15 protein-coding genes and 1 pseudogene are annotated in these 20,538 nt (G+C 42.8%); 5 read left to right on the forward strand and 11 right to left on the reverse strand.

Annotation, left to right across the window (positions count from 1 at the left end):
• The first annotated feature begins 194 nt into the window (after window positions 1-194).
• The 3 genes from H539_RS0126780 (at window position 195) to H539_RS0126790 (ending at window position 3,711) form a co-directional block, all read left to right on the forward strand.
• Window positions 195-1,508: a TrkH family potassium uptake protein gene (locus H539_RS0126780; protein WP_026696084.1), complete on the forward strand. Its 1,314-nt coding sequence runs from the start codon at window positions 195-197 to the stop codon at window positions 1,506-1,508.
• Between the two features lie 15 nt (window positions 1,509-1,523).
• The gene (locus tag H539_RS0126785; protein WP_026696085.1) at window positions 1,524-2,177 is read left to right on the forward strand and encodes a potassium channel family protein; all 654 of its coding nucleotides are present in this window, start codon (window positions 1,524-1,526) and stop codon (window positions 2,175-2,177) included.
• A 151-nt stretch (window positions 2,178-2,328) separates the two neighbouring features.
• Complete coding sequence (locus H539_RS0126790) at window positions 2,329-3,711, forward strand: MATE family efflux transporter (RefSeq protein ID WP_026696086.1); 1,383 nt, start codon at window positions 2,329-2,331, stop codon at window positions 3,709-3,711.
• A gap of 186 nt (window positions 3,712-3,897) precedes the next feature.
• On the opposite strand, the gene H539_RS0126795 is transcribed toward H539_RS0126790, so the two are convergent.
• The 4 genes from H539_RS0126795 to gntK form a co-directional block, all read right to left on the reverse strand.
• Complete coding sequence (locus tag H539_RS0126795; protein WP_026696087.1) at window positions 3,898-4,776, reverse strand: phosphotransferase family protein; 879 nt, start codon at window positions 4,774-4,776, stop codon at window positions 3,898-3,900.
• Between the two features lie 94 nt (window positions 4,777-4,870).
• Window positions 4,871-5,035: a hypothetical protein gene (locus H539_RS31870; RefSeq protein ID WP_155890296.1), complete on the reverse strand. Its 165-nt coding sequence runs from the start codon at window positions 5,033-5,035 to the stop codon at window positions 4,871-4,873.
• A gap of 218 nt (window positions 5,036-5,253) precedes the next feature.
• A complete protein-coding gene (locus tag H539_RS0126805; protein WP_026696088.1) occupies window positions 5,254-6,216 on the reverse strand; it encodes an aldo/keto reductase family protein in 963 nt (320 codons plus the stop codon).
• A 627-nt stretch (window positions 6,217-6,843) separates the two neighbouring features.
• Entirely contained in the window at window positions 6,844-8,382 is a 1,539-nt protein-coding gene (gene gntK / locus H539_RS0126810; protein WP_026696089.1) for a gluconokinase, read from the reverse strand.
• Window positions 8,383-8,587: 205 nt separating this feature from the next.
• On the opposite strand from gntK, the gene H539_RS29850 reads away from it, so the two are divergent.
• Window positions 8,588-9,388, forward strand: a complete 801-nt coding sequence (locus H539_RS29850; RefSeq protein ID WP_051348826.1) for a MurR/RpiR family transcriptional regulator — start codon at window positions 8,588-8,590, stop codon at window positions 9,386-9,388.
• A gap of 153 nt (window positions 9,389-9,541) precedes the next feature.
• Here H539_RS29850 and H539_RS0126820 read toward each other — a convergent pair whose 3' ends face one another.
• Together H539_RS0126820 and H539_RS0126830 are read right to left on the reverse strand one after the other, a co-directional pair.
• Window positions 9,542-10,861: a GntT/GntP/DsdX family permease gene (locus H539_RS0126820; RefSeq protein WP_035324305.1), complete on the reverse strand. Its 1,320-nt coding sequence runs from the start codon at window positions 10,859-10,861 to the stop codon at window positions 9,542-9,544.
• 269 nt (window positions 10,862-11,130) lie between these two features.
• On the reverse strand, window positions 11,131-11,850 hold the full coding sequence (locus H539_RS0126830) for a metallophosphoesterase family protein (protein ID WP_026696091.1): 720 nt from the start codon (window positions 11,848-11,850) through the stop codon (window positions 11,131-11,133).
• A 172-nt stretch (window positions 11,851-12,022) separates the two neighbouring features.
• Here H539_RS0126830 and H539_RS0126835 point away from each other — a divergent pair, with 172 nt between their 5' ends.
• Entirely contained in the window at window positions 12,023-12,580 is a 558-nt protein-coding gene (locus H539_RS0126835; RefSeq protein WP_026696092.1) for a DNA-3-methyladenine glycosylase I, read from the forward strand.
• Window positions 12,581-12,607: 27 nt separating this feature from the next.
• Here H539_RS0126835 and selB read toward each other — a convergent pair whose 3' ends face one another.
• The 5 genes and pseudogenes from selB to H539_RS0126860 form a co-directional block, all read right to left on the reverse strand.
• Entirely contained in the window at window positions 12,608-14,488 is a 1,881-nt protein-coding gene (gene selB, locus H539_RS0126840; RefSeq protein WP_035324307.1) for a selenocysteine-specific translation elongation factor, read from the reverse strand.
• Window positions 14,489-14,516: 28 nt separating this feature from the next.
• On the reverse strand, window positions 14,517-15,068 hold the full coding sequence (locus tag H539_RS0126845) for a BA5345 family protein (RefSeq protein WP_026696094.1): 552 nt from the start codon (window positions 15,066-15,068) through the stop codon (window positions 14,517-14,519).
• A 91-nt stretch (window positions 15,069-15,159) separates the two neighbouring features.
• Window positions 15,160-15,987 (reverse strand): annotated as a pseudogene (gene coaW / locus H539_RS33010) (type II pantothenate kinase).
• Between the two features lie 48 nt (window positions 15,988-16,035).
• Entirely contained in the window at window positions 16,036-19,170 is a 3,135-nt protein-coding gene (locus tag H539_RS0126855; RefSeq protein ID WP_026696095.1) for an SbcC/MukB-like Walker B domain-containing protein, read from the reverse strand.
• Window positions 19,170-20,312, reverse strand: coding sequence for an exonuclease SbcCD subunit D (locus H539_RS0126860; protein WP_026696096.1), 1,143 nt, complete (start codon window positions 20,310-20,312; stop codon window positions 19,170-19,172). Before H539_RS0126860 ends, H539_RS0126855 begins: the two co-directional genes overlap by 1 nt.
• Window positions 20,313-20,538 lie beyond the last annotated feature (226 nt).

Genomic DNA, 20,538 nt, shown 5'->3' on the forward strand with positions numbered 1-20,538 from the left:
CCCGTATTCTCGAGATTCAGTAAATAAGAAACGCCTGTGTAGTTTAGGAAGTGGTGATGACTTATATTTTATTGGTATAATGGCAGTGTGCCCGCGAATCATGTTGATGGGGCTGAAGAGTATTTCTTGTTTTCGTTGGGTGATCATTCATCCTTACATCGTATAAATCAATTTACGAACCTAGGAGCTTTCAAATGGCTGAAACCAGATCAAATATCAAAGCTTTTCGTCTAGTATTCATCTTTTATCTCACGACCATTCTATTATTTACCCTTATTTATCTGCTCCCGATTTCGCATCTCAGCCGGATTGGGGTGATTGATTCTGTTTTTGTGTCTACCAGTGCTTTAAGTGTAACCGGGCTTTCCACCATTGATATTTCACGATCATTATCGGTTTTTGGGCAGATCATTCTGATGATAGAAATGCAGCTTGGCGGCATAGGCATACTAGTTGTCATGAGCTATCTATTTTTAATGCTTGGAAAAAGGCTGACCATGTCGAATCTGCTCTTACTTTCAAAGGACCAAAACCAAAGCAACCTAAGAAACATACGTTCATTGGCATTCTCTGTCTTATTGATCGCTTTATTATTTGAATTCGTTTGTTTTCTTGTTTCTTTGTTCGTTCTACTTCCACATTATACAAATGTATCTCATGCGGTTTTTCTTGCTTTGTTCCATAGTGTGGCGAGCTTTACGAATTCGGGTTTTGACCTATTTGGGAACGGGCTCCTTTCCTACCAGAAATCAAAATGGTTCGTTTTGACGACTGCCTTTACCATCTTTTTTGGAAGTCTGGGATATCCCACCATTATGGAGTATGTCTTTTCGTTTAAAAAAAAGAAAAGCTTATTCACAAGGATCAATATCAGGATGCACTTCGGCCTCTTGGCTGCAGGGGCTCTTTTGTTCTTCCTGCTTGAATATGGGCATGCACTGCAGAGGCTGAATCTGATGGATAAATTCACAAATTCCATATTCCTTTCTGCTACCGCACGGAATGGAGGCTTAAGTACCCTTCCCCTGTCATCTGTCACAATGACATCGCTTATGATCTTAATGTTTTTGATGTTTATTGGAGGAGCGTCTTCAAGTGCAGGCGGCGGTATCCGGCTTACAACCTTCCGCGTGCTTATCGCGAAGACAGCTTCCGTTGCAAAATCACAGGAACATACAGTGATCAAGAAAAAAAACATAGCGGAAGAAACAATAAACAAATCCTTTTTGATATTTTTTAGCTTTTCCATGCTGCTATTCATTGCGGCTGTGATATTATCTATGTTGGAAAAACAGCCAATGGAAGCCATTATTTTTGAAGTGTTATCCGCGTTGACCAACACAGGGCTGTCACTGGGAATCACCTCTGAACTATCATCGGTTTCAAAAATTGTCCTCATTTTATTAATGATCATCGGGAGAATCGGTATTTTCAGCATGATTTATTCAGTTTTAAAATTAAAGGCATCAAGAACAAGATATTTAAAAGAAGACCTTGCTGTAGGATAAAGGAGGAAAGAAAGAATGAAGCAATTTTTAGTTGTCGGTGCCGGCCGGTTTGGCGGAGGAATCATTAAGGAGTTATCCCGCCATGACTGCCAGATCGTCGTTTGTGATTTAAACGAAAAATATCTGGATGATTATGATGAATATACCAGCTACTCGCTTGTTGGGGATATGAAGGAAAATGAAGTTCTGGATGAATTCAATATCCCTGACTTTGATACTGTATTTGTAGCCATTGGCAACGATGAATATTCAGCCATCTTAATAACGAAAAAGCTAAAAGAGCGCGGAGCCAAAAAGGTCATTGCGAAGGCTTCCGGCAAAGAAGCCGGTGAAATTCTTGAAGGAGTTGGAGCGGATTTCGTCATCTATCCAGAAGAAGAAGCCGGTGCAAAGGCTGCACGCCGTGAATTGATGGCAGGTGTGATTGAGTATTTCGAAATCACTAAGGAAGTATCGGCTATTGAAATGGAGGTCCCTGAGGCATTCTGGGGAAAAACACTTGCCGAATTAAATTTCTCAAATAACTACAACCTTACTGTCTCTTTATTACTGCGGGACGGTAAGCCCCTTCTGAGCCAGATTTCATCAGAGCGGATGCAGGAAGCCGATCAGTTTTTGTTGATCGGGCCGAATCAAAGTATAAGCAATTTTAGAAAGAAATTTTCATGAAATCTTGAGATACAGTTCCAAAAAAAAGCAGAGAGAAATCTCTGTTTTATTTTTTTTGGAAAAATCCTTTGATTCACGAAAAATTTCCCTCCAAAATACTCAGTTACTTGTTATAATGTTGAAGGTATGTAAGGAGGCATGATCATAACTCATGGAACAAGTCAAAAACAAACATGAAAAAGAGCTTAAGCTATTCCACCTCACCTGGCCGATTTTCCTGGAAGTTACTTTATTTATGCTGATGGGAATCGCAGATACTTTCATGCTGAGCGCCATATCGGACGATGCCGTATCCGGCGTTGGAGCAGCCAACCAGTATTTGATCATTGCCATTTTAGTCCTCGAAGTAATCGGAAATGGTGCCTCCATTGTTGTGTCTCAATATCTGGGATCAAAAAAAATTAAAGAAGCTGCAAAAATATCAGCACTTGCAGTCACGATGAATCTCTTCATCGGCTTGATCATCAGCGGGTTCTTCCTTCTATTTTGCAGGAATTTGCTGCACACCCTCCATTTACAGGGTGAGATATATGAGTACGCGCAGAATTATTTGTCCATCGTCGGCGGAGCTATCTTCCTTCAGGCCATCATTAACTCACTGTCCGCCATCATCCGTGTGCATGGATTTACCAAGCAGACCATGTTTGTGTCACTTGGAATGAACATTATCCATATTGCAGGCAACTACCTCTTGATCTTTGGACATTTCGGCTTTCCGGAGATGGGGGTCAGAGGTGCAGCCCTTTCAACAGTAATCAGCCGTTTCCTCGCCCTGCTTGTCTTTTTTTGGATGCTGTATAAGATCATGGAAGTCAGGATTGAATTCAAGTTTTACTTCTCTCTTGCGAAGGAATATATCGGAAAGATCCTGCAGGTTGGCATCCCTTCTGCTTTCGAACAGGTCATGTATCAGTTCTGCCAGATGGTATTTTTATATTATGCCACCTATCTGGGAGCCGAATCCCTGGCTGCAAGACAGTATGCAAACAATATTTCTATGTTTATTTACTTGTTTGCCATTTCTATAGGAGTCGGTACTTCCATTATTGTCGGGAGGCTGGTAGGTGCGAAAAAACAGGAAGAAGCTTATTTCAGGGTCTGGAAAAGCGTAAAATCCGCACTTACAGCAACCTTGGTTATGGTCCTTCTTGTGATTTTATTCCGCTGGAGGCTAATGGGTCTATTTACCGATAATGATGCCATCATTTCCATTGGTGCCAAGGTTCTGCTCTTAAGCATTGTTCTGGAGACAGGAAGGACGGTCAATATCGTATTGATCAATTCACTAAGAGCAGCCGGAGATGCAAAATATCCCCTTTTCATCGGGGTATTCACTATGGTTATGATGAGCCTTTCACTCGGCTATTTATTTGTATTCAAATTAAATATGGGCCTTGCCGGGGTATGGCTTGCCATTGCCTCAGACGAGTGGGCACGAGCCATTATCATGTTTTTCCGCTGGAGAAGCAGAATCTGGGAAAAACATGCCCTTGTCAAGCACGATAAAAAAGAAGAAGCTATTCATGCTTCTTAACCATAATTATTGTATAAAAAAGTAATACTCACCAAGGCTGGTGAGTTTTTTTGTTAGGTTTACAAAAACCTTATATATCGTTGTCCAGCAAGCTAAAATTCACTCTCTCATAATAAGAGGCTCATTTTTATGTTCAATAAGAAAGAAATTGAAAACCGCAATCCTTTAGTCCAAAAACTATGCTTTTCATTTGCTGCCATTGAATAATCCATTTAAATACTTTGTATTTTCCTCAAGAAACGCCCTATTCTTATGTATCCCTCTTCTAACACACCAGCCTATTGAATTAAAGGCATCTGTAAAACGGTAAAATGGCAGGATGACATGAAGATCTATAAGAGGACGGATGGTTTCATATCCTTTCTGATAAGCTTCCATCGTTCCGGGGTTTTTCACAAAAATATCCCGGTGAATCTTTATAAAATCCCCCTCAACTGCCCCGATCCGGGCACTTTCAAAATCAATCAGCCCCCTGACCCTGTTATCCTGCACCAATAGATTCCCAGGCCGAAAATCCATATGAATAAAGCAAGTTCCATCTGGATCAGGCAGTGTCTCCACATGCTCCCTAAAATAATTTGTGGACCACTGGAATAGTTCAGGGTCCATCACTTCTTTGGCATCTTCCGCGAAGGAAAAAAATTTCTCTTCAATAAACTCATGCCAGTTCGTAAATTCATTGGAAACCGGACTGCTAAGATCCTTTTCCTCAAGGGAGGCTGCATGCAGCTTTGCATGAAGAACTCCGATATCGAAGGCTAAATCTGTATTTACCTTTCCAGAGATAGGTGACCCGGGAATGGCGGAGAGTAATAATGCACCAGTATCTTCTTCATTGCCTTCCCAATAATCCAGTACCTTGGGCAGCGGAAGCTGATCTTGCAGTCTCTCTAATACATAACGCTCCCTTTCAAGCTTTAGCTTGGAATAAGGAATTTTCACATAGACGGTACTCCGATCAGTCAGGTTCAGCTTAAACACTTGTGAACTGAAAGACTCCGGAACATCATGAATGGATGCGACTTTCAGGTTAAACCTGTCGATAAGGTTATGAATATCACTCATAGGGGAGAATCTCCTTTCCATTAGCCTATAAAGAATAAATTCTGGCATGTAAAGAAGCCATAGAATTTCTATGGCTTGGAAATGTAGTTGGCACCTATCTATGATCCCTTGACTGGATTGGATAATCGATTGCTTCCCCTATCAGCTGGATATCCTGAAGTATTTCATTTCTAATATGTTTGTCCTTACATTTTTTATAATCATTAAATAAACGATTAAGTTCCTTAAGGAATAATGAGTATTCTTTATTATCCTTCATAAAAAACCCTCTTCTTCTACGACGTTATCCCTGTTACTTTATACCCATATTATACATAAAGAATCAAAATCTGTTAAGAAATTTTATCGAAAGTTGCAGATTTGTCGTAGAAATGGAGTTTTACTCATATAACGATAAAGTGATATGAATAGATTACCTGATAAAGATAATGGCCGTCAGCTAAGCCGACAGCCATTATCATCTCATCATTTTATCTTTCAGCCTTCTTTTTCTGCTGTTAAAATATTTTCAATTTGATCAAGCTCATCCTGAGATAAGGAAACATCGACTGCTTTTACATTTTCCTGGATCTGTTCTGGTTTGCTTGCTCCAATCAAGGCACTGGCTATGTTTTGCTGGCGCAGGATCCAGGCAATTGCCAGCTGTGAGATTGTGATTTCTTTTTCCTTAGCCAGCTTTTCCAGCTGTTCCACTTTAATCAGCACCTCTTCCTTCAGAAGGCGGTCCATAAACATATTTGATTTTTCATCGGCTGCACGGCTTCCAGCAGGTATTTGTGCTCCTCGCTTGTATTTTCCTGTCAAAACTCCCTGTGCTAAAGGAGAAAAGACGATCTGGCTGATGCCGTTTCTCTCGCTTAGCGGAATGATTTCCTTCTCGATATTCCGGTGCAGCATGCTGTAGTTCGGCTGATTCACAACAATTTTGTCTAATAAATATTGATCCGCTGTACCCAGTCCTTCCTGGATCTGCTGGGCTGTCCACTCACTCACGCCCACATACAGAACCTTACCCTGCCGAACCAGATCATCAAGAGCCCTCAGCGTTTCCTCAATCGGAGTTTCTGTATCAAATCGGTGACAATAATAAATATCGACATAGTCCAATCCCAGGCGGCTAAGGCTTGCATGCAGCTGCTCCATAATATGCTTGCGGGATAAGCCGCTGTCATTGGGACCATCCCCCATTTTTCCAAATACCTTCGTAGCAAGTACATACGATTCCCGCGGATACTTCCTTAAAGCTTCCCCCACAATCTTTTCTGCTTCTCCCCTGGCATAAACATTGGCTGTATCAAATGAATTAATCCCCAGATTATATGCAGTATCAATTGTAGAAACGGCCGTATCCCTTTCTGTTGAGTTTCCATATGTAAGCCAGCTGCCGAGACTGATTTCACTAACCTTTAATCCTGTTCTTCCCACTCTCCGGTATTTCATCGTCCGTTTCCCTCCAACAAACAAATTGCGCTCAAGCGCTTACATAGAATTCTAGCGGGAAACTCATGATTTTGTCTAATGATTGGACTTTTATTATGATTCTGATAGCTTGGTTTGCTTAGGGATATCCTGCTATTTTGCCGGGCAATCAGGTTTTTGCTCACGCTCTTTGTTTTTTTGCTCCATCCTTAGATTTTTGCTCAGGGACCCTATTATTTTGCTCAACGTACCCTTTTTTTGCTAGGGATTTGATAGTTTTTGCTCCTCTCTCCAGATAATTTGCTCAATCCTCAGATTTTGCTAAGAAACCCTATTATTTGCTCAACGTCCCCTCCTTTCTGCTCGGGTCATCAGGGTTTTTGCTCACGCTCCTTGGTTCTTTGCTCCGCTCTCCTGAGGTTTTGCTCCGTCCTCAGCTTTTGCTCAAAGACCCTACTATTTTGCTCGGACCATCCAGGTTTTTACTCCGCTCAGGCTTGGTTTTTTGCTCAATCCTCATATTTTGCTCAAAGACCCGATTATTTTGCTCAGCGTCCCCTCCTTTTTGCCCGGGGCATCAGGGTTTTTGCTCATTGTCCTCCTGAATTCTCTATAAAAAAAGAAGCCGCCCAATGGCAGCTTCTTTTTTTAAACCCACTTCTTTTGGAAATCGGCAATCCTCTTATATTCACTCTCAAATAATCTAGAAAGGCGGATATAGATTGGGGTCAGGTCATTATAGATCGCTACATGCTCCTGGTTAGGAGTATGATGGTAGGTTGCCCCGATCATTTCGGAAACTACGTTCAGGCTCTCCACTTCACCAAGGCCGTATAGTCCGAGGATAGCTGCCCCCAGGCAGGAGCTTTCAAAGCTTTCTGGGATGTATACTTCATGATTGAAGATGTCAGTCATCATCTGCCTCCACAGCTCGGAGCGGGCGAAACCTCCTGTCGCATGGATTTTCACCGGTTCTCCGATTAATTCCTTAAGTGCAAGGAGGACGGTATACAGATTGAAGATAACGCCTTCTAGGACAGCACGAATCATGTGTTCTTTTTTATGATGCATGCCGAGTCCGAAGAAGGAGCCTCTTGCATTGGAATCCCATAATGGCGCCCTTTCTCCGGCCAGATAAGGATGGAACAGGAGTCCGTCTGCACCCGGTGTTACACGGTCGGCAATTTCGGTCAATACCTCATAAGGATCCTTGCCAAGTCTCTTTGCGGCAGATACCTCTGAATCACCCAGCTGGTCGCGTACCCATCTGAATATCATGCCTCCATTGTTAACCGGCCCGCCGATAACCCAGTGATCCTCGGTAAGTGCATAACAGAAAATCCTTCCTTTTGGATCCGTAACCGGGCGGTCTGTTACAGCCCTGATTGCGCCGCTTGTGCCGATTGTGACAGCAACTACACCCTTATCGATGGCGTTTACTCCCAGATTGGAAAGAACCCCATCTCCTGCGCCGACTACAAAAGGAATGTCCTCTCTTAAATTCATTTCCTGTGCGAATACCTTATCAAGTCCAGTCAGACTGTAAGTGGTAGGAACCGGTCGAGACAGTCTCTCTGGAGTTATCCCGCTGATCTGCAGGGCCTCTTCATCCCATTTAAGCGTATGGATGTTGAATAGACCTGTTGATGACGCAATAGAATAATCCACAACATACTCCTTAAATAATTTAAAGAATATATATTCTTTAATAGAGATGAATTTAAATGTATTAGCAAATATCTCTGCATAATCATTTTTAAGCCAAACCAATTTGGCAAGCGGCGACATTGGATGGATCGGTGTCCCCGTACGGCGGTAAATTTCATGGCCGTTCATTTCAGCCTTTATTTTTTCCACCCATTCAGAGCTTCGGTTATCTGCCCAGGTAATACATTCAGTCAATGGTCTTCCTACTGCATCTACAGCGATTAAACTGTGCATGGCTGAACTGAACGATACACAAACAATATCCTTACTCTGTACTGAGCTGGACTGAATGGCCAGTTTTACGGATTCGACAACAGCGCGGAAAATTTCTTCAGGATCTTGCACCGCAGTTTCCGGTGTTGGTGAATATAATGGGTATTCAACCCCATATTTTGAAATTACTGTACCATCTGTAGAAAATAAGACGGATTTTGTGCTGGTAGTTCCTATATCCACTCCGATTACATATTTTTTGTTCATAAAAAGGCCCTCCTGTTTAACAATCATTCACTTCTTTATATAGTATGAGACTCTATTAAGGTCTCATTTTAAAAGGTGAAAATTTTTTTCATACGAGACTTATTATACTCTATTATTTTAGTATAGCAAACGATTGCAAGAAATTTTTTTTCGCGAGATAAATATGCTATACTGAAGATATACCCATACGAAAGGGAAATAACATATGAATGAGAATTGCCTGGGGAGAATCCGCTCTTCGTATTCAAAATTCAGCGAGAAAGAAAAGAAAGTTGCCGATTATATTCTTAGCAATCCCGAAGTAATCGTTCACCGGACGATCAATGATGTAGCAGACGATCTCGGCCTTGCGGATGCAACAGTTTTCAGATTTTCTAAGAGAATAGGCTATAAAGGCTTTCAGGCAATGAAAATAGCGCTTGCTTCTGAATATACCACTCCTGCTGCTCCGGATGATGAGGATGAAATAAAAGAATCCAGTCTGTCCGTTACGGACGAATACTTTCAGGTACAAACCAAGATCCTTCAGTCCATGAAACGAGATATGAATCTGGAAACAATCAGTCAGGCTGTTGATTTAGTGCGTTTCGCTGAAAACGTTGTCATATTTGCCGGCTCTAAATGGACGGCAATTGCCAATGAAGCATCGCAGCGATTCACATTGGCAGGCATTAAGGCACATGCAGTAACAAACCCTTTGCTACAGCCTATTTCAGCAAGCCTGATGAATCAGAAAGAAGCTGCCATAGTTCTTACAGATGCATTCAATGATGAAGAAACCTCTGCTCTTCTAAATAGTATAAAAAAGACGGGGGCAAAGGCAATTATTATGACCCTTAAACCAATAACTAATGTTAGTTTGAGTGAACAAATCATTCTTTATACAGGAATAGAAGAAACCGATCCCCTCTTAAAAGACCTGGGAATAAGACTTTCGTTTACCTGCTACACGGATATATTATGTTTAAAGGTACAGGAACAAATGAAACAGGTAAACCAGCAATAGCTCTAAGTGAAAAACCCCCTCTCTTCCTTGACAGAGAGGGGGTTTTTTAAGCTTATAAAGGATGACGGGCCTTGCTGAAGTTTTGCAGAAACGGCCAAAAATAAAGAAAGAGTCCGGATGAATTCATCCGGACAGCTTTTATGGTTAATCGATTTAGAAGAAAATATCCAATATTAACGCACCTGCGAAGGCAGTGAATGAAAGAATGGTTTCGAGTACCGTCCAGGTTCTGAACGTTTCTTTTACAGACAATCCAAGATATTCCTTAACCATCCAGAAGCCTGCATCATTGACGTGAGAAAGCATCAGTGAACCGGCTCCAGTCGCAATAACCAATAGCTCAACATTTACACCGGTCATATTCTGAATGATCGGGGATACAATACCTGCAGCTGTGGTCAAGGCAACAGTCGCTGATCCTGTAGCAATCCTGATTAAACCAGCAATTAAGAATGCCAGTACTAATGGGGACAGTGACATGTTCTTAGACATCTCAGCGATTGTATTACCAACCCCGCTGTCGATTAGAATCTGTTTGAATCCTCCGCCCGCTCCAATAATCAGAAGGATGGATCCCACAGGAAGCAGACATTCTTCAGTGAACTTTTTAATTCCATTTTTGTCGATGCCCTGGCGGATGCCAAGGAAATAAAATGCAGCAAAACATGCGATTAATAAGGCAATTAACGGACTTCCGATAAAGATAAAGAATTTCTCTAGTCCAGAATTCATGTGCATATAAGGAGCAGCTGCAGATAATATCATCAATACAACAGGAAGAAGAATAATTAAGAAAGATATTCCAGTTCCCGGAAGATTTTTCATGGCTGTATTAACACGGATTAGTTGTGCTTCTCCTTGAGGTACTACCCGCTTATGAACCCATTTTGCAAATACCGGGCCGCCAAGGATCGCAGCTGGAATCGCAATGATTAATGAATAAAGTAGGACTTTACCAAGGTTAGCTTCGTAAATGCCGATTGCTGCAATGGCACCTGGGTGCGGAGGAACCAATCCATGGACGATGGACAATCCCGCAATGGCCGGAAGTGCGATCAGCAAGATATTTTGTTTAGATGTTTTTTGAATAGAGATTACCAGAGGAAGCAGAATTAAAATGCCAACCTCAAAAAATACAGGAATTCCGATAATAAAACCGGCAGCCAGCATGGCCCATGGCAGTTTCTTGACGCCGAATTTTTTTACAAAGAAATCAGCAATTTGAAGACCAGCGCCTGATTCAGACATCATTTTACCAAGTATGGTTCCCAGAGCAAGAATCCCGATAAGGTGGCCTAAGACACCCCCGACCCCCGTTTCGAACCCGCTTACAATCTTGTCCATGGATAATCCAGTAAAGATTGCAAGGAATAAGCTGGCAACTGTTAAACTTATAAATGCATGCCACTTAAATACTGAGACACCAATGATAACAATTGCAATTGCTAATAATGCGATTAATAAATGATACATGATTTTCACCCTTTCCCTTTTACGTAAACCCTTACAAATTCTGTAATAAGAACATCTATTAATAGTCTTTCCTAATTAACACTGGTTCCTGTCATATGTAGGGTTTTTGTCTGTAAGCACTTTCACTTTATGTTCATATTATATGAAAAAATATTTCTTTAATCAAGAGTATTTTGAAAAAATATTTTTCCATTATAACTTTTTTTTTGAAAATGAGGGAAATTCGAAAACAAATAACCCTTTAAATGTAAAATTATTTCTTTTTGGCCTTAAATTTGATTTCGGATAGTGTATTGCCTGAAGCCTGCCTCCGTGATTTCCAGACAGTTCAGCTGCCCTCCGTAGGCGCATGAACCATCTATCCCGATTTTTTTATTACCGAAAAAAATATCATTTCTTTTGTGCAAAAGCCTGGCTGGTGTATGGCCGTGAATCACTGTGAATGCATAATGATGATCCGTATGCAGGAAGCCGTCCCTGATCCAGATATAATCATAGATATCCGTATACCGCCAATCCTCTATTAAAGGGTTAATGCCGGCGTGAACAAAGATATATTCTTTCGTTTCATAAAAATAATCCAGTTCAGAAAGAAACTCAATATGCTCCTGATAATGCGACCGTATATATTCCTTCGCTTTTTGTACCAGCTCCTCATCATAGCCGTTTTCCTTAAACCAGCCGTATCCGAGATAGCTGGAAATGGTGGCAAAACCCCCATTCATAAAGAAATGAAGATCATTGGAAGAATGATTCCCTGACAGCCAGTCCAAAAACATCTGATCATGATTGCCCCTCAGGGCAACCGCTCCATCTTTAGCCAGCTCAATGACCAAGGATAAAGTTTCCCTGCTTTGCGGCCCACGGTCCATATAGTCACCCATAAGAATCAATAAATCCTTTTTGGGGTCATATTCCGTCTTACCCAGCATCTCTTTAAAAGGAATCAAACACCCGTGTATATCGCTGATTGCGAGGATCCTTCTAATGCTGCTCTACCCCCGTTCCTTTCTCTTTTTAACCATTTTATGGAATTAGTATAAACAATACTCTCCTGAAAGCAAAGTTTAAAAAGGAGAAAAATTTATCGTAATGGAGTTTGATAATCGAACGTATGTTTGATATAATGAGATCATTAAAAGAAGAGCAGGAGGATAAGAAATGGAACGCTGCGGCTGGGTAAATGATGATCCATTATATATAGAGTATCACGATACGGAATGGGGAGTTCCTGTTTATGATGACAGACTCCTATTTGAATATTTGAATCTAGAAGGAGCTCAAGCCGGTTTAAGCTGGTATACCATTCTTAAGAAAAGAGAAAATTATCGCAGGGCCTTCAATCGGTTTGATCCTGATAAGATTGCTCAATATGATGAGGAAAAAATAAAGGAACTAATGAAAAACGAGGGAATTGTCCGGAATTCATTGAAAATTCACGCGGTGATTGCTAATGCACATGCCTATGGGAAGGTTGTTCAGGAGTTCGGCTCCTTCAGTCGATTTATCTGGTCTTTTGTAGACGAAAAGCCGATTCAGAATCATTTTGATTCATTAGAACAAGTTCCTGCTTCTACCGAGATCAGCACCCGAATGAGCAAGGAATTAAAAAAAAGAGGCTTTAAATTTGTCGGTCCAACCATCTGTTATGCATTCATGCAGGCTGTCGGAATGGTAAACGACCATGTAACAGCCTGCAGATGCCATAAGGGTGCCTGACAGCCTATCCATACTTAGAGACAGGGTTTATTGCAGCCAATGCCGCTTATTCTCTTCTCTTGTTGTTATATGTTCACTATCCATTTTTTCAAGAAAAGGAATAAGGTGCTTTCTAGATAGCTGAAGGAGCTCCTTAGCCTCGCCCGTTTCAAAGCCTGCAGGAAAGTGATTTTTCAGCAAGCTGACAGCTTGATTAAAGGTGTCTTTCCCAAGCACCAGCTGATCATTCAGTTCTGTAAGAATCTGCCTGTCAACCCAGTATCTAAGAAGGTCTGTCTTTAGCTGCTGAGGAATCCCGCTAGCGGCGAATTGCTCTTGAAAGTCAATCGGGATATACCTTTGGCCTACGATTTCCTTCAGCAGTGAATCTGCTCTTTTATTCCAGCCTCCAGGGATGTGCGGATGGAATTCACTCCATGCAAGGGTGGTCCCTTTCCTTCTTAAAATTCCAGCCTCTTGATACTTTTGGATAAAGTATTCCTGAAGATCCCTGGGATAGAGAGATAGGAACCCGGTGTATAGTTCTGCAATATTCAACCCACTTCTAAGGCTGTATGTTTCATGATACTCGGAGAGCTTTCTTTTCACCTGTTCCAGATATTCTCTCTCAATGGACTCATGTGTGATATAGCCTGATTTGTAGGATTCAAATCCGTTACCGGCTGCAATGTCGAGTACAGTTTCTACTGAGAGAGAAGTTTCATTGGCAATGGATTTTATTACAGCGCCCTTTTCCTTTTTTAGATATGAAAGGATACGGTCCAGCGGGGTCCCTTCCCTTTTTTTTCTCAGCATTTCGATGGTCTTTGATCCGAATTTGTACTTTTCGGCTGCAGGGTCCAATATCCAGCCGCCGCCTACGGTTTCTGCTGGGGAAGGCCTTCGGAGGATAAAACGATCTCCGCGTTTTACAGCGATTTCTTGATCCAGCCTGATCTGGCAGAGAATATCATGTGAGTCTGAACCAACATCATTCCGATCAAAGAAAACAAGTCTGCCCATTACCTCTGAGGTGCCCGTATAGCATTTCACTTCCATCCGCTGCTTTAAATCCTTGCTAAGAACTCTGGCACTGGAAAAAACAACATCGATGATTTTCGTGCTCCTGATTTCTGGATCTGCTATCAGAATGTCCCCGCGCTTAATTTCAGTGTGTGCTATGCCGGCAAGATTGACCGCAGCACGCTGCCCGGCATTTATTTCTCTCACTTCATGATTATGTACCTGCAGCTGCCTTGCTTTGGTCTCAAGTCCGGTAGGATAGACGAACAAAGAATGGCCTTCTGATAGTCTGCCGTTATAGACAGTCCCTCTTACAACTGTCCCATGCCCTTTTACAGTGAATACCTGATCAACCGGCATGCGGAAAGTCCCCGCTGAATCAAGCGGCTCAAGTGACTCAAGCTCAGAAAGGATTTCGTTTCTCAGTTCTTCTATCCCCTTTTTTGTTAGACTGTCCACAAAAATCAACGGAGAATCTTCAAAGAATGTGCCTTCCAGCTCAAGGGCAATCTCTTCCCGCACAAGAGCAGAGAAATCTGCATCCACTTTGTCAATCTTCGTAATGGCAACAATGCCCTTTGTAACCCCGAGAAACTCCAGGATTTCAAGATGTTCCTTTGTCTGCGGCATGACTCCTTCATCTGCAGCGACTACCAGGATCACAAGGCTTATGCCTGCGGAACCAGCAATCATCTGACGGATAAAACGCTCATGTCCGGGAACATCTATGACCGATACGTGCAGCTCCTCATTTTGAATGAGCGGTGCAAAGCCCAATTCAATGGAAATCTGGCGTTCTTTTTCTTCCTTTAGCCGGTCAGTATCCACATTGGTCAATGCCTTGGTCAGCGATGTCTTGCCATGATCGATATGGCCAGCCATGCCGATTGTAAAATGTTTTGTCATTCTAAAATTCCAATCTCTCTATATAGTTTCATGCTCCTTGCCAAAGCATCTCTTTGTTTAAATGAAAAATAAAGTAATGCAGATTTTTGGTGAGATAGCGGTAATTAATGAATACGATTAATACTAGTATAGCATTGCCGATGAATAGCAGCAGAGTTCCTGTGGACCAGGAATTCAAATAAAATAAGATGATAAGTGTAAGGCTTGAAAGTACAGCGCTTCCTGTCAACGACCTTGCTGCCGCTACCTCCGACATCCTCCCTGTGTAGATGTCCAAGATTTCCTTCCCGCCGGGATGAGCCATAATCATGGATTCTACATTGAACTCATTGTGATAGGCAGTCTGCCATTTCGTCCAGATCACATGTCCAAGGAGAAGACTGATTTGATGAATGATATATCCTATCACAAGACCTGCGGAAAATAAAATAAGAAATGTCCCGGAGACAGATGGAGACAATCCATGAAAAAATGCTATAAAAACAGATTTGTCCTCGATGATAAAATACGATGAGACAATCAATACATATACCCAGCCAGGGAAGCCCCACTTAAAAAGATACCTAAACAGATATTCCATAAAATCTCCCTTCAGTCAGCTAAATAGATTTGGGAGATGCCTTCCCATACATAGTGCCTGATATGTTACTGCTATAGCAGAATAACAATAATTAAGAAAGCAAGGCACCGACAGCGCCACTGTATTCCCCTTTTTCTAACCCATGATATCGGAATCCAAACGCTTCTGTTACCTGGCGCAGCTCCTCCTGCAATCTTCTGCTGGCAGCGACCGTGTTACCAATATACATAATATCCTTGACTTCCCGGAGCTTGGCATTATGAATGGAAAGAAGGGCGACCGTTTCGCTGATCATCCCGTAAACCCCTGCCAAGAGGTCTTCTTTTGTACTATTTCCTGCCTCCAGCCCCTTTCCAAAGTTGCTCGCTGTAAAATGACCGGGAACCGGAGGCTCAAGAGGTTCATAGATGTCTTTAACCTGAAGGTCGATTTTGCTTCTATCCCCTTTGTCGGCGAGATCAGCGATTTAATTAAAATCCTGTTCCCCGGTCATTAGGGCAGCAAGGCCGGAAAGAGTGCCTCCTCCTATCCCTGTTCCTGCCATCCTCTCGGATTCAGTATTGGAAATATAATGAATGGAGGTCCCTGTCCCTATATTGACTAAGATAAAGCCTTCCCGTAAGAGATGGCGGTCCTGCTTTAATAGATGCCTGACTCCTTCCGGCACTGCTTCAAATTCTCCGACTATACGGCAGGAATCAAGGCTGAGCCTGCTTTGGAGCTGGGCCGCCCTCCCGCCGGTCATGATAAATTGAGGGCGGGCGCTTATGAATTGCAGCCAGCTAAAAAAGGAGTCGCTTTCCTTGTAGGTATATTTTTTCACATGCAATCGATCATTTTCAAAATATGCAGCTTTGATCAGAGTTCCCCCGGCATCGATGCCAATCGTACTTAGAGCCATAGAATCCCCTTCTTTCATCCATCTTACCTGTCTGGTTATGACCAGGTCAATGGCCAGCAGGCGGGTCTAATTCATAAATCTAAATTGAGTATAGCTGCCATTCTGGGTTGCATTTACTTCAAGCCGTGCATCAATTCGTTCCTTTAACTCAGGAACATGGGAAATGATCCCGACGAGTCTTCCGCTATTCTGAATGTCGATCAAAGCTTCCACTGCATTATCCAGGGATTCAGGATCAAGCGTGCCAAATCCTTCATCAATAAACATCGTTTCGAGGGAAACGCCGCCGGAATATTGCTGGACAACATCTGCGAGTCCCAGCGCAAGGGCAAGAGCAGCTTTAAAGCTTTCTCCGCCAGACAGTGTTTTAACATGGCGTTCCTGCCCAGTATATTGATCATAGACTGAGAGTTCAAGCCCGCTCTGGACATTTCGTCTGGTCGGATCGGCTTTTCGTATCATTTGATAGCGTCCGCCGGTCATTTTCGTAAGCCGGAGATTGGCTTCTACGAGAATATCATCCAGGAAGGATGCAAGAACATATCTTTCGAAGGTGATCCTGAATGGATTTTGTCCTCTGGCAATTTCATAAAGATGGCCCAGAACTTTGTACCTTTCGTCCAGTTCCTTCTGCATGGCAAGCATCTGCCCGAGCTTATCATATATCTCTTGATTTTTTTGAAGCTTGATGTGCAGGCCGCGCATGTCGAGGCGGAGCTGCTCCAGCTCCTTCCCTACTTCTACAAAGGATGCCTTCAATCCTTCTAAATCCGGCTTTTCTTTTCCGTTTAACTTGCTTTCGAGGCTAAGGTAAAGCTCTTCCACGGTATTAACACTTTGTTCGTATTCACGGATGCTGTTCTCAAGCCTTTTTCTTTCCTCTTCAGGTATCACCGCATTGCGGTAATCGGAGTATTTTTCAAAGCCCTGGCTCCGCATATCTTCGACAAACCTGGCTTTTTCTTTCTCCAAGCCTGCTCTCAGTTCATCCAGCCGGTTTTGTGAAGATTGCAGGAGTGCAGATGCGGTGGATTCCTGCTGTTTCTTTGTCTGAAGATCTTTTTGACATTTCTCCAGGTCTTCCTGCAGTTTTTGAAGCTTCAATTCGGCTTTTTTCAAAGATTCCTCAAAAGCGGTTTGCGATCTTAATTCTTCCGGAAGAGTGGATTCAATGCCTTGAAGCCTGGATAAGGATTCCATATAGCTGCCCTTAGCAGCCTCCTCTTCTGCCGCAAAGGTTCTAATGGTTTCCCTGGCTTGAAGTTTATCTTCCTTCACTTTATTCAGTCTGGTTAAAACCTCTTCCTGCCGGCCTTTTTTCGCTTCTAATTCTTTTTGTCTCTGCAGGAGTGCGATATGCTCTGCTTTATACTGTTTCTGCCAGTTATCCAGATTTTCAAGCGCGAAATCAGAAAGCAGTTCCGTGATGGACTCTAATCTTTCCTGTAAAAGCCTTTCCGTACCTTCATAAGCGGATTGAGCAGAATAATAGGAAGCATCTGCCTCATATTTGGATCTTTCAGCATCAGCCAGTCTTTCTCTTACTTTCTTTAATTCTTCCTCTCCTGGCACTTCCATTGCTTCGGCAGCAGGTGAAGGATGATGTACGGAACCGCAGACAGAACAGGGTTCTCCTTCAACAAGGAGAGCAGCAAGGATTCCTGCCTGAGAAGAACGCCATTTTTCTTCCAGATTTGAGAGTGTATCTTTTAAAGAAAGATAGTGATTGGATGCATTCTTCGCATCTCTTTCTTTGATAAGTAAGATGTTCTGCTTCTGTTTTGCTTCTGTTTGGATATCCCTGACTTTTGAGAATGCATTCAGGAGCCTTTGCTTAATTTCCAGCTCCCGGTTTGTCTCGGAGAACTTCAGGCTTGCTGCATCCGTTTCCTCTTTCAGCCCATAAAGCTTTTCTTCCTCTCCCTCTAAAAGAAGGGCATGGCGCTCCGCTTTGTTTTTATTTTGAGCGGACACATTGACTTTTTGATGAAGCAGTTTGGTCTCCTCCTGCAGGGCAGCCAAATCTGTGACAGCGCCATGCAGTCCCTTTAGACGATGAAGCTCTGCAGAGGCCTGCTCACGCAAAGGATCTTTGCTGAGTTCGGCCTGATAGCTTTCCTCTGCTTCCTTGACTGCTGCCTGGGCCAGATTCTGCTTCTTGCTTAGATTTTCTGCTTCTTCCTCCGTGCTCTTAAGCTGCCTGCCTGCTTTTAAGTAATATTCTTCCTGGATTTTTAGAGCCTCGGCTTTTAGGGCAAGCTGGATTGAAGCTTTGGCTTCGTCCATTTCTCCCTTTTTTGCGGCAAGGATGTTCCGCTTTTCTTTAAGGACCGTCAGTTCATCGAGGCTTTTAATCAGATCTTCGCCCTGATAGATGTGCTGCTGGATTGAATCTCTTTTCGCTTGTTTCTCTTTTTCCTGTTCGTCCAGTACAGAAACACGTTTCTTACGCGCTGAAAGATCTTCTTCTAAAAGTGAGAGAATCCTGGTTTCGTTAGGAGAGTCAGCTTCTTTTTCCAGCAGTAAGCCATCATGGCTGTCTGCGTGAATATCCTTAATAATGGCGCTGCGTTCAGTTTTATTGGCCTCTGCCTGTTTTTTAAGTGAATTTGCATCCTCTTTAAGCTTTTCTTCGATTCTTTTATAGATTTCGGTATGGAACAGCTTTTGAAGGATTGCTTCTTTATCCTTGCTCTCAGAAATAAGGAGCTTGCGGAATTCTCCCTGGGGGATCATCAGGATCTGTCTGAATTGATTGGCATCAAGCCCGATGATTTCTTTGATTTTCTCATCTACATCCCGGACATTTGCCCCTAAGAGGAGACTTTCCCCGTCTTCTTTCATTTCATACAGTTCGGCCTTGGCGGTGACAGTCGTCGTGCCCTCACCGTTCTTTTTTTTGCGTTCCTGCTGGGGAGAGCGCTGGATTTTATATATCCGGTCCCTTAAGGAAAATTCAAGGGAGACCTCTGTCGCAACATGATCCTCTGCAAACTGGCTCCTGAGCTCCTGGCCGCTTCTGTCTTCCCCGCTTGCCTTTCCATAGATGGCAAAGCTCAGGCCGTCAAATATGGTCGTTTTTCCAGATCCTGTTTTTCCAGATATAACAAACATCGTCCTGGCGCCAAGGCTTGTAAAGTCGATTTCTTCCCGACCGCCATACGGACCGAATGCCTGCATCGTAATTTTAAGCGGCCTCACTAGAATTCACCCTCCCTCTTCGTTTTTTCGATAACAGCAGTCATGATAGAAGCCTTTGATTCATCAAACACTCTGTCGGTCATGCTTGAATAAAAAGTCTGAAAAAGATCCAGTTCAGATTTCTTTTCATCTCTTTTAAGTGAATAGCTGTCTTTTCTCCTGATATCGGTTATGTTCCATTTTCTCTCCAGATGCAGGATGTTTGGGTAAACCTGACGCAATTTCCCCATCGGGTCGAGAATTTCAAGTTCATCAAGAAGTGTTACCTTGATATAATCTTCCTGACTCTGGCTGCTGTAAAAGGCTGGATCCAGCAGTTCCTCCAGATATCCTTCAAGCTCTCTCATGTCTTTCTTTGGCTGAAGGGAGCGGGACATAGTGGTAAACGTACCATCCTCTTTCATTTCAATGATCGAGACGGCCTTCTTCTGCTTAGCCTCAGAAAAGGAATACTTCATCAGCGAACCGGAATAGAAGACTTTAGGATGCTTAATCGCATCCGGGCTGTGAAGATGTCCGAGGGCTGTATAATCAAAACAGTCAAACAGCTCGGCACCAACACAACCGGATCCTCCTACAGACAAGATCCGTTCTGAATCGGAAGTTTTGCCGCCAAGTACAAAGGCATGTCCGACCAAAACATTGGGTTCGTTCGGGTTAAGAGTTTCTTCTATTTTTCCAACAAGGGATTTCATGGCATCCTGATGAGTATGAATGCTGTCATCATTCAGCAGGTGACGGACAGTCCCTGGCTCCGCATACGGAATGCTGTAAAAATTCACTCCTCCAATATGTACGGGAGCTAAATCCAGCGTCAGTTTTCCCTTAATGAAAAGCCGGCTCTGTTTATACCAGTTTGTGCCGAAGCTCAGCCTTTCCGCACTATCATGATTGCCTGCAATGGCAACAATCGGAATCTTAAAATCTACATTTAATTTAAACAGCATTTCATCCAGCAGCTCCACAGCTTCTGTAGGAGGAACGGAACGGTCATATAAATCCCCCGCTATGATGATTGCATCCGGTTTCTCTTCCTCTACCAGGTCGACAAATTTCAGCAGCATATGTCTCTGTTCCTCAGTCATATGTATACCATGAACAATCTTCCCTAAATGCCAGTCTGCAGTATGGATAAATTTCATATATTCACCTCATAAGGGGTCTATTAATCTGATTTACGCTTCTTTTATTATAGCAAACTGAAACAAGTTTAAAAACTCCCATAACGAACGCGCGTTCCGAACATTTCGACAACTCCATGAAAAACGGACCCTTATAGAAGGCCTCTTATTCCCGTCAGTCATTTCATTTTTCAGGAGGCAGCAGATGGCTGCATCGCAAAATCCTCCTTTTCCATAGGAAGCCTGC

Source organism: Peribacillus kribbensis DSM 17871 (assembly GCF_000430765.1).
GTDB classification, from domain to species: Bacteria; Bacillota; Bacilli; order Bacillales; family DSM-1321; genus Paraperibacillus; species Paraperibacillus kribbensis.

Excerpts from the sequence above, each read along its gene's own strand:
- H539_RS0126780 (WP_026696084.1), top strand. The coding sequence starts at position 195 with ATGGCTGAAACCAGATCAAATATCAAAGCTTTTCGTCTAGTATTCATC.
- H539_RS0126785 (WP_026696085.1), top strand. The coding sequence starts at position 1,524 with ATGAAGCAATTTTTAGTTGTCGGTGCCGGCCGGTTTGGCGGAGGAATC.
- H539_RS0126790 (WP_026696086.1), top strand. The coding sequence starts at position 2,329 with ATGGAACAAGTCAAAAACAAACATGAAAAAGAGCTTAAGCTATTCCAC.
- H539_RS0126795 (WP_026696087.1), bottom strand. The coding sequence starts at position 4,776 with ATGAGTGATATTCATAACCTTATCGACAGGTTTAACCTGAAAGTCGCA.
- H539_RS31870 (WP_155890296.1), bottom strand. The coding sequence starts at position 5,035 with ATGAAGGATAATAAAGAATACTCATTATTCCTTAAGGAACTTAATCGT.
- H539_RS0126805 (WP_026696088.1), bottom strand. The coding sequence starts at position 6,216 with ATGAAATACCGGAGAGTGGGAAGAACAGGATTAAAGGTTAGTGAAATC.
- gntK (WP_026696089.1), bottom strand. The coding sequence starts at position 8,382 with ATGAACAAAAAATATGTAATCGGAGTGGATATAGGAACTACCAGCACA.
- H539_RS29850 (WP_051348826.1), top strand. The coding sequence starts at position 8,588 with ATGAATGAGAATTGCCTGGGGAGAATCCGCTCTTCGTATTCAAAATTC.
- H539_RS0126820 (WP_035324305.1), bottom strand. The coding sequence starts at position 10,861 with ATGTATCATTTATTAATCGCATTATTAGCAATTGCAATTGTTATCATT.
- H539_RS0126835 (WP_026696092.1), top strand. The coding sequence starts at position 12,023 with ATGGAACGCTGCGGCTGGGTAAATGATGATCCATTATATATAGAGTAT.
- selB (WP_035324307.1), bottom strand. The coding sequence starts at position 14,488 with ATGACAAAACATTTTACAATCGGCATGGCTGGCCATATCGATCATGGC.
- H539_RS0126845 (WP_026696094.1), bottom strand. The coding sequence starts at position 15,068 with ATGGAATATCTGTTTAGGTATCTTTTTAAGTGGGGCTTCCCTGGCTGG.
- H539_RS0126860 (WP_026696096.1), bottom strand. The coding sequence starts at position 20,312 with ATGAAATTTATCCATACTGCAGACTGGCATTTAGGGAAGATTGTTCAT.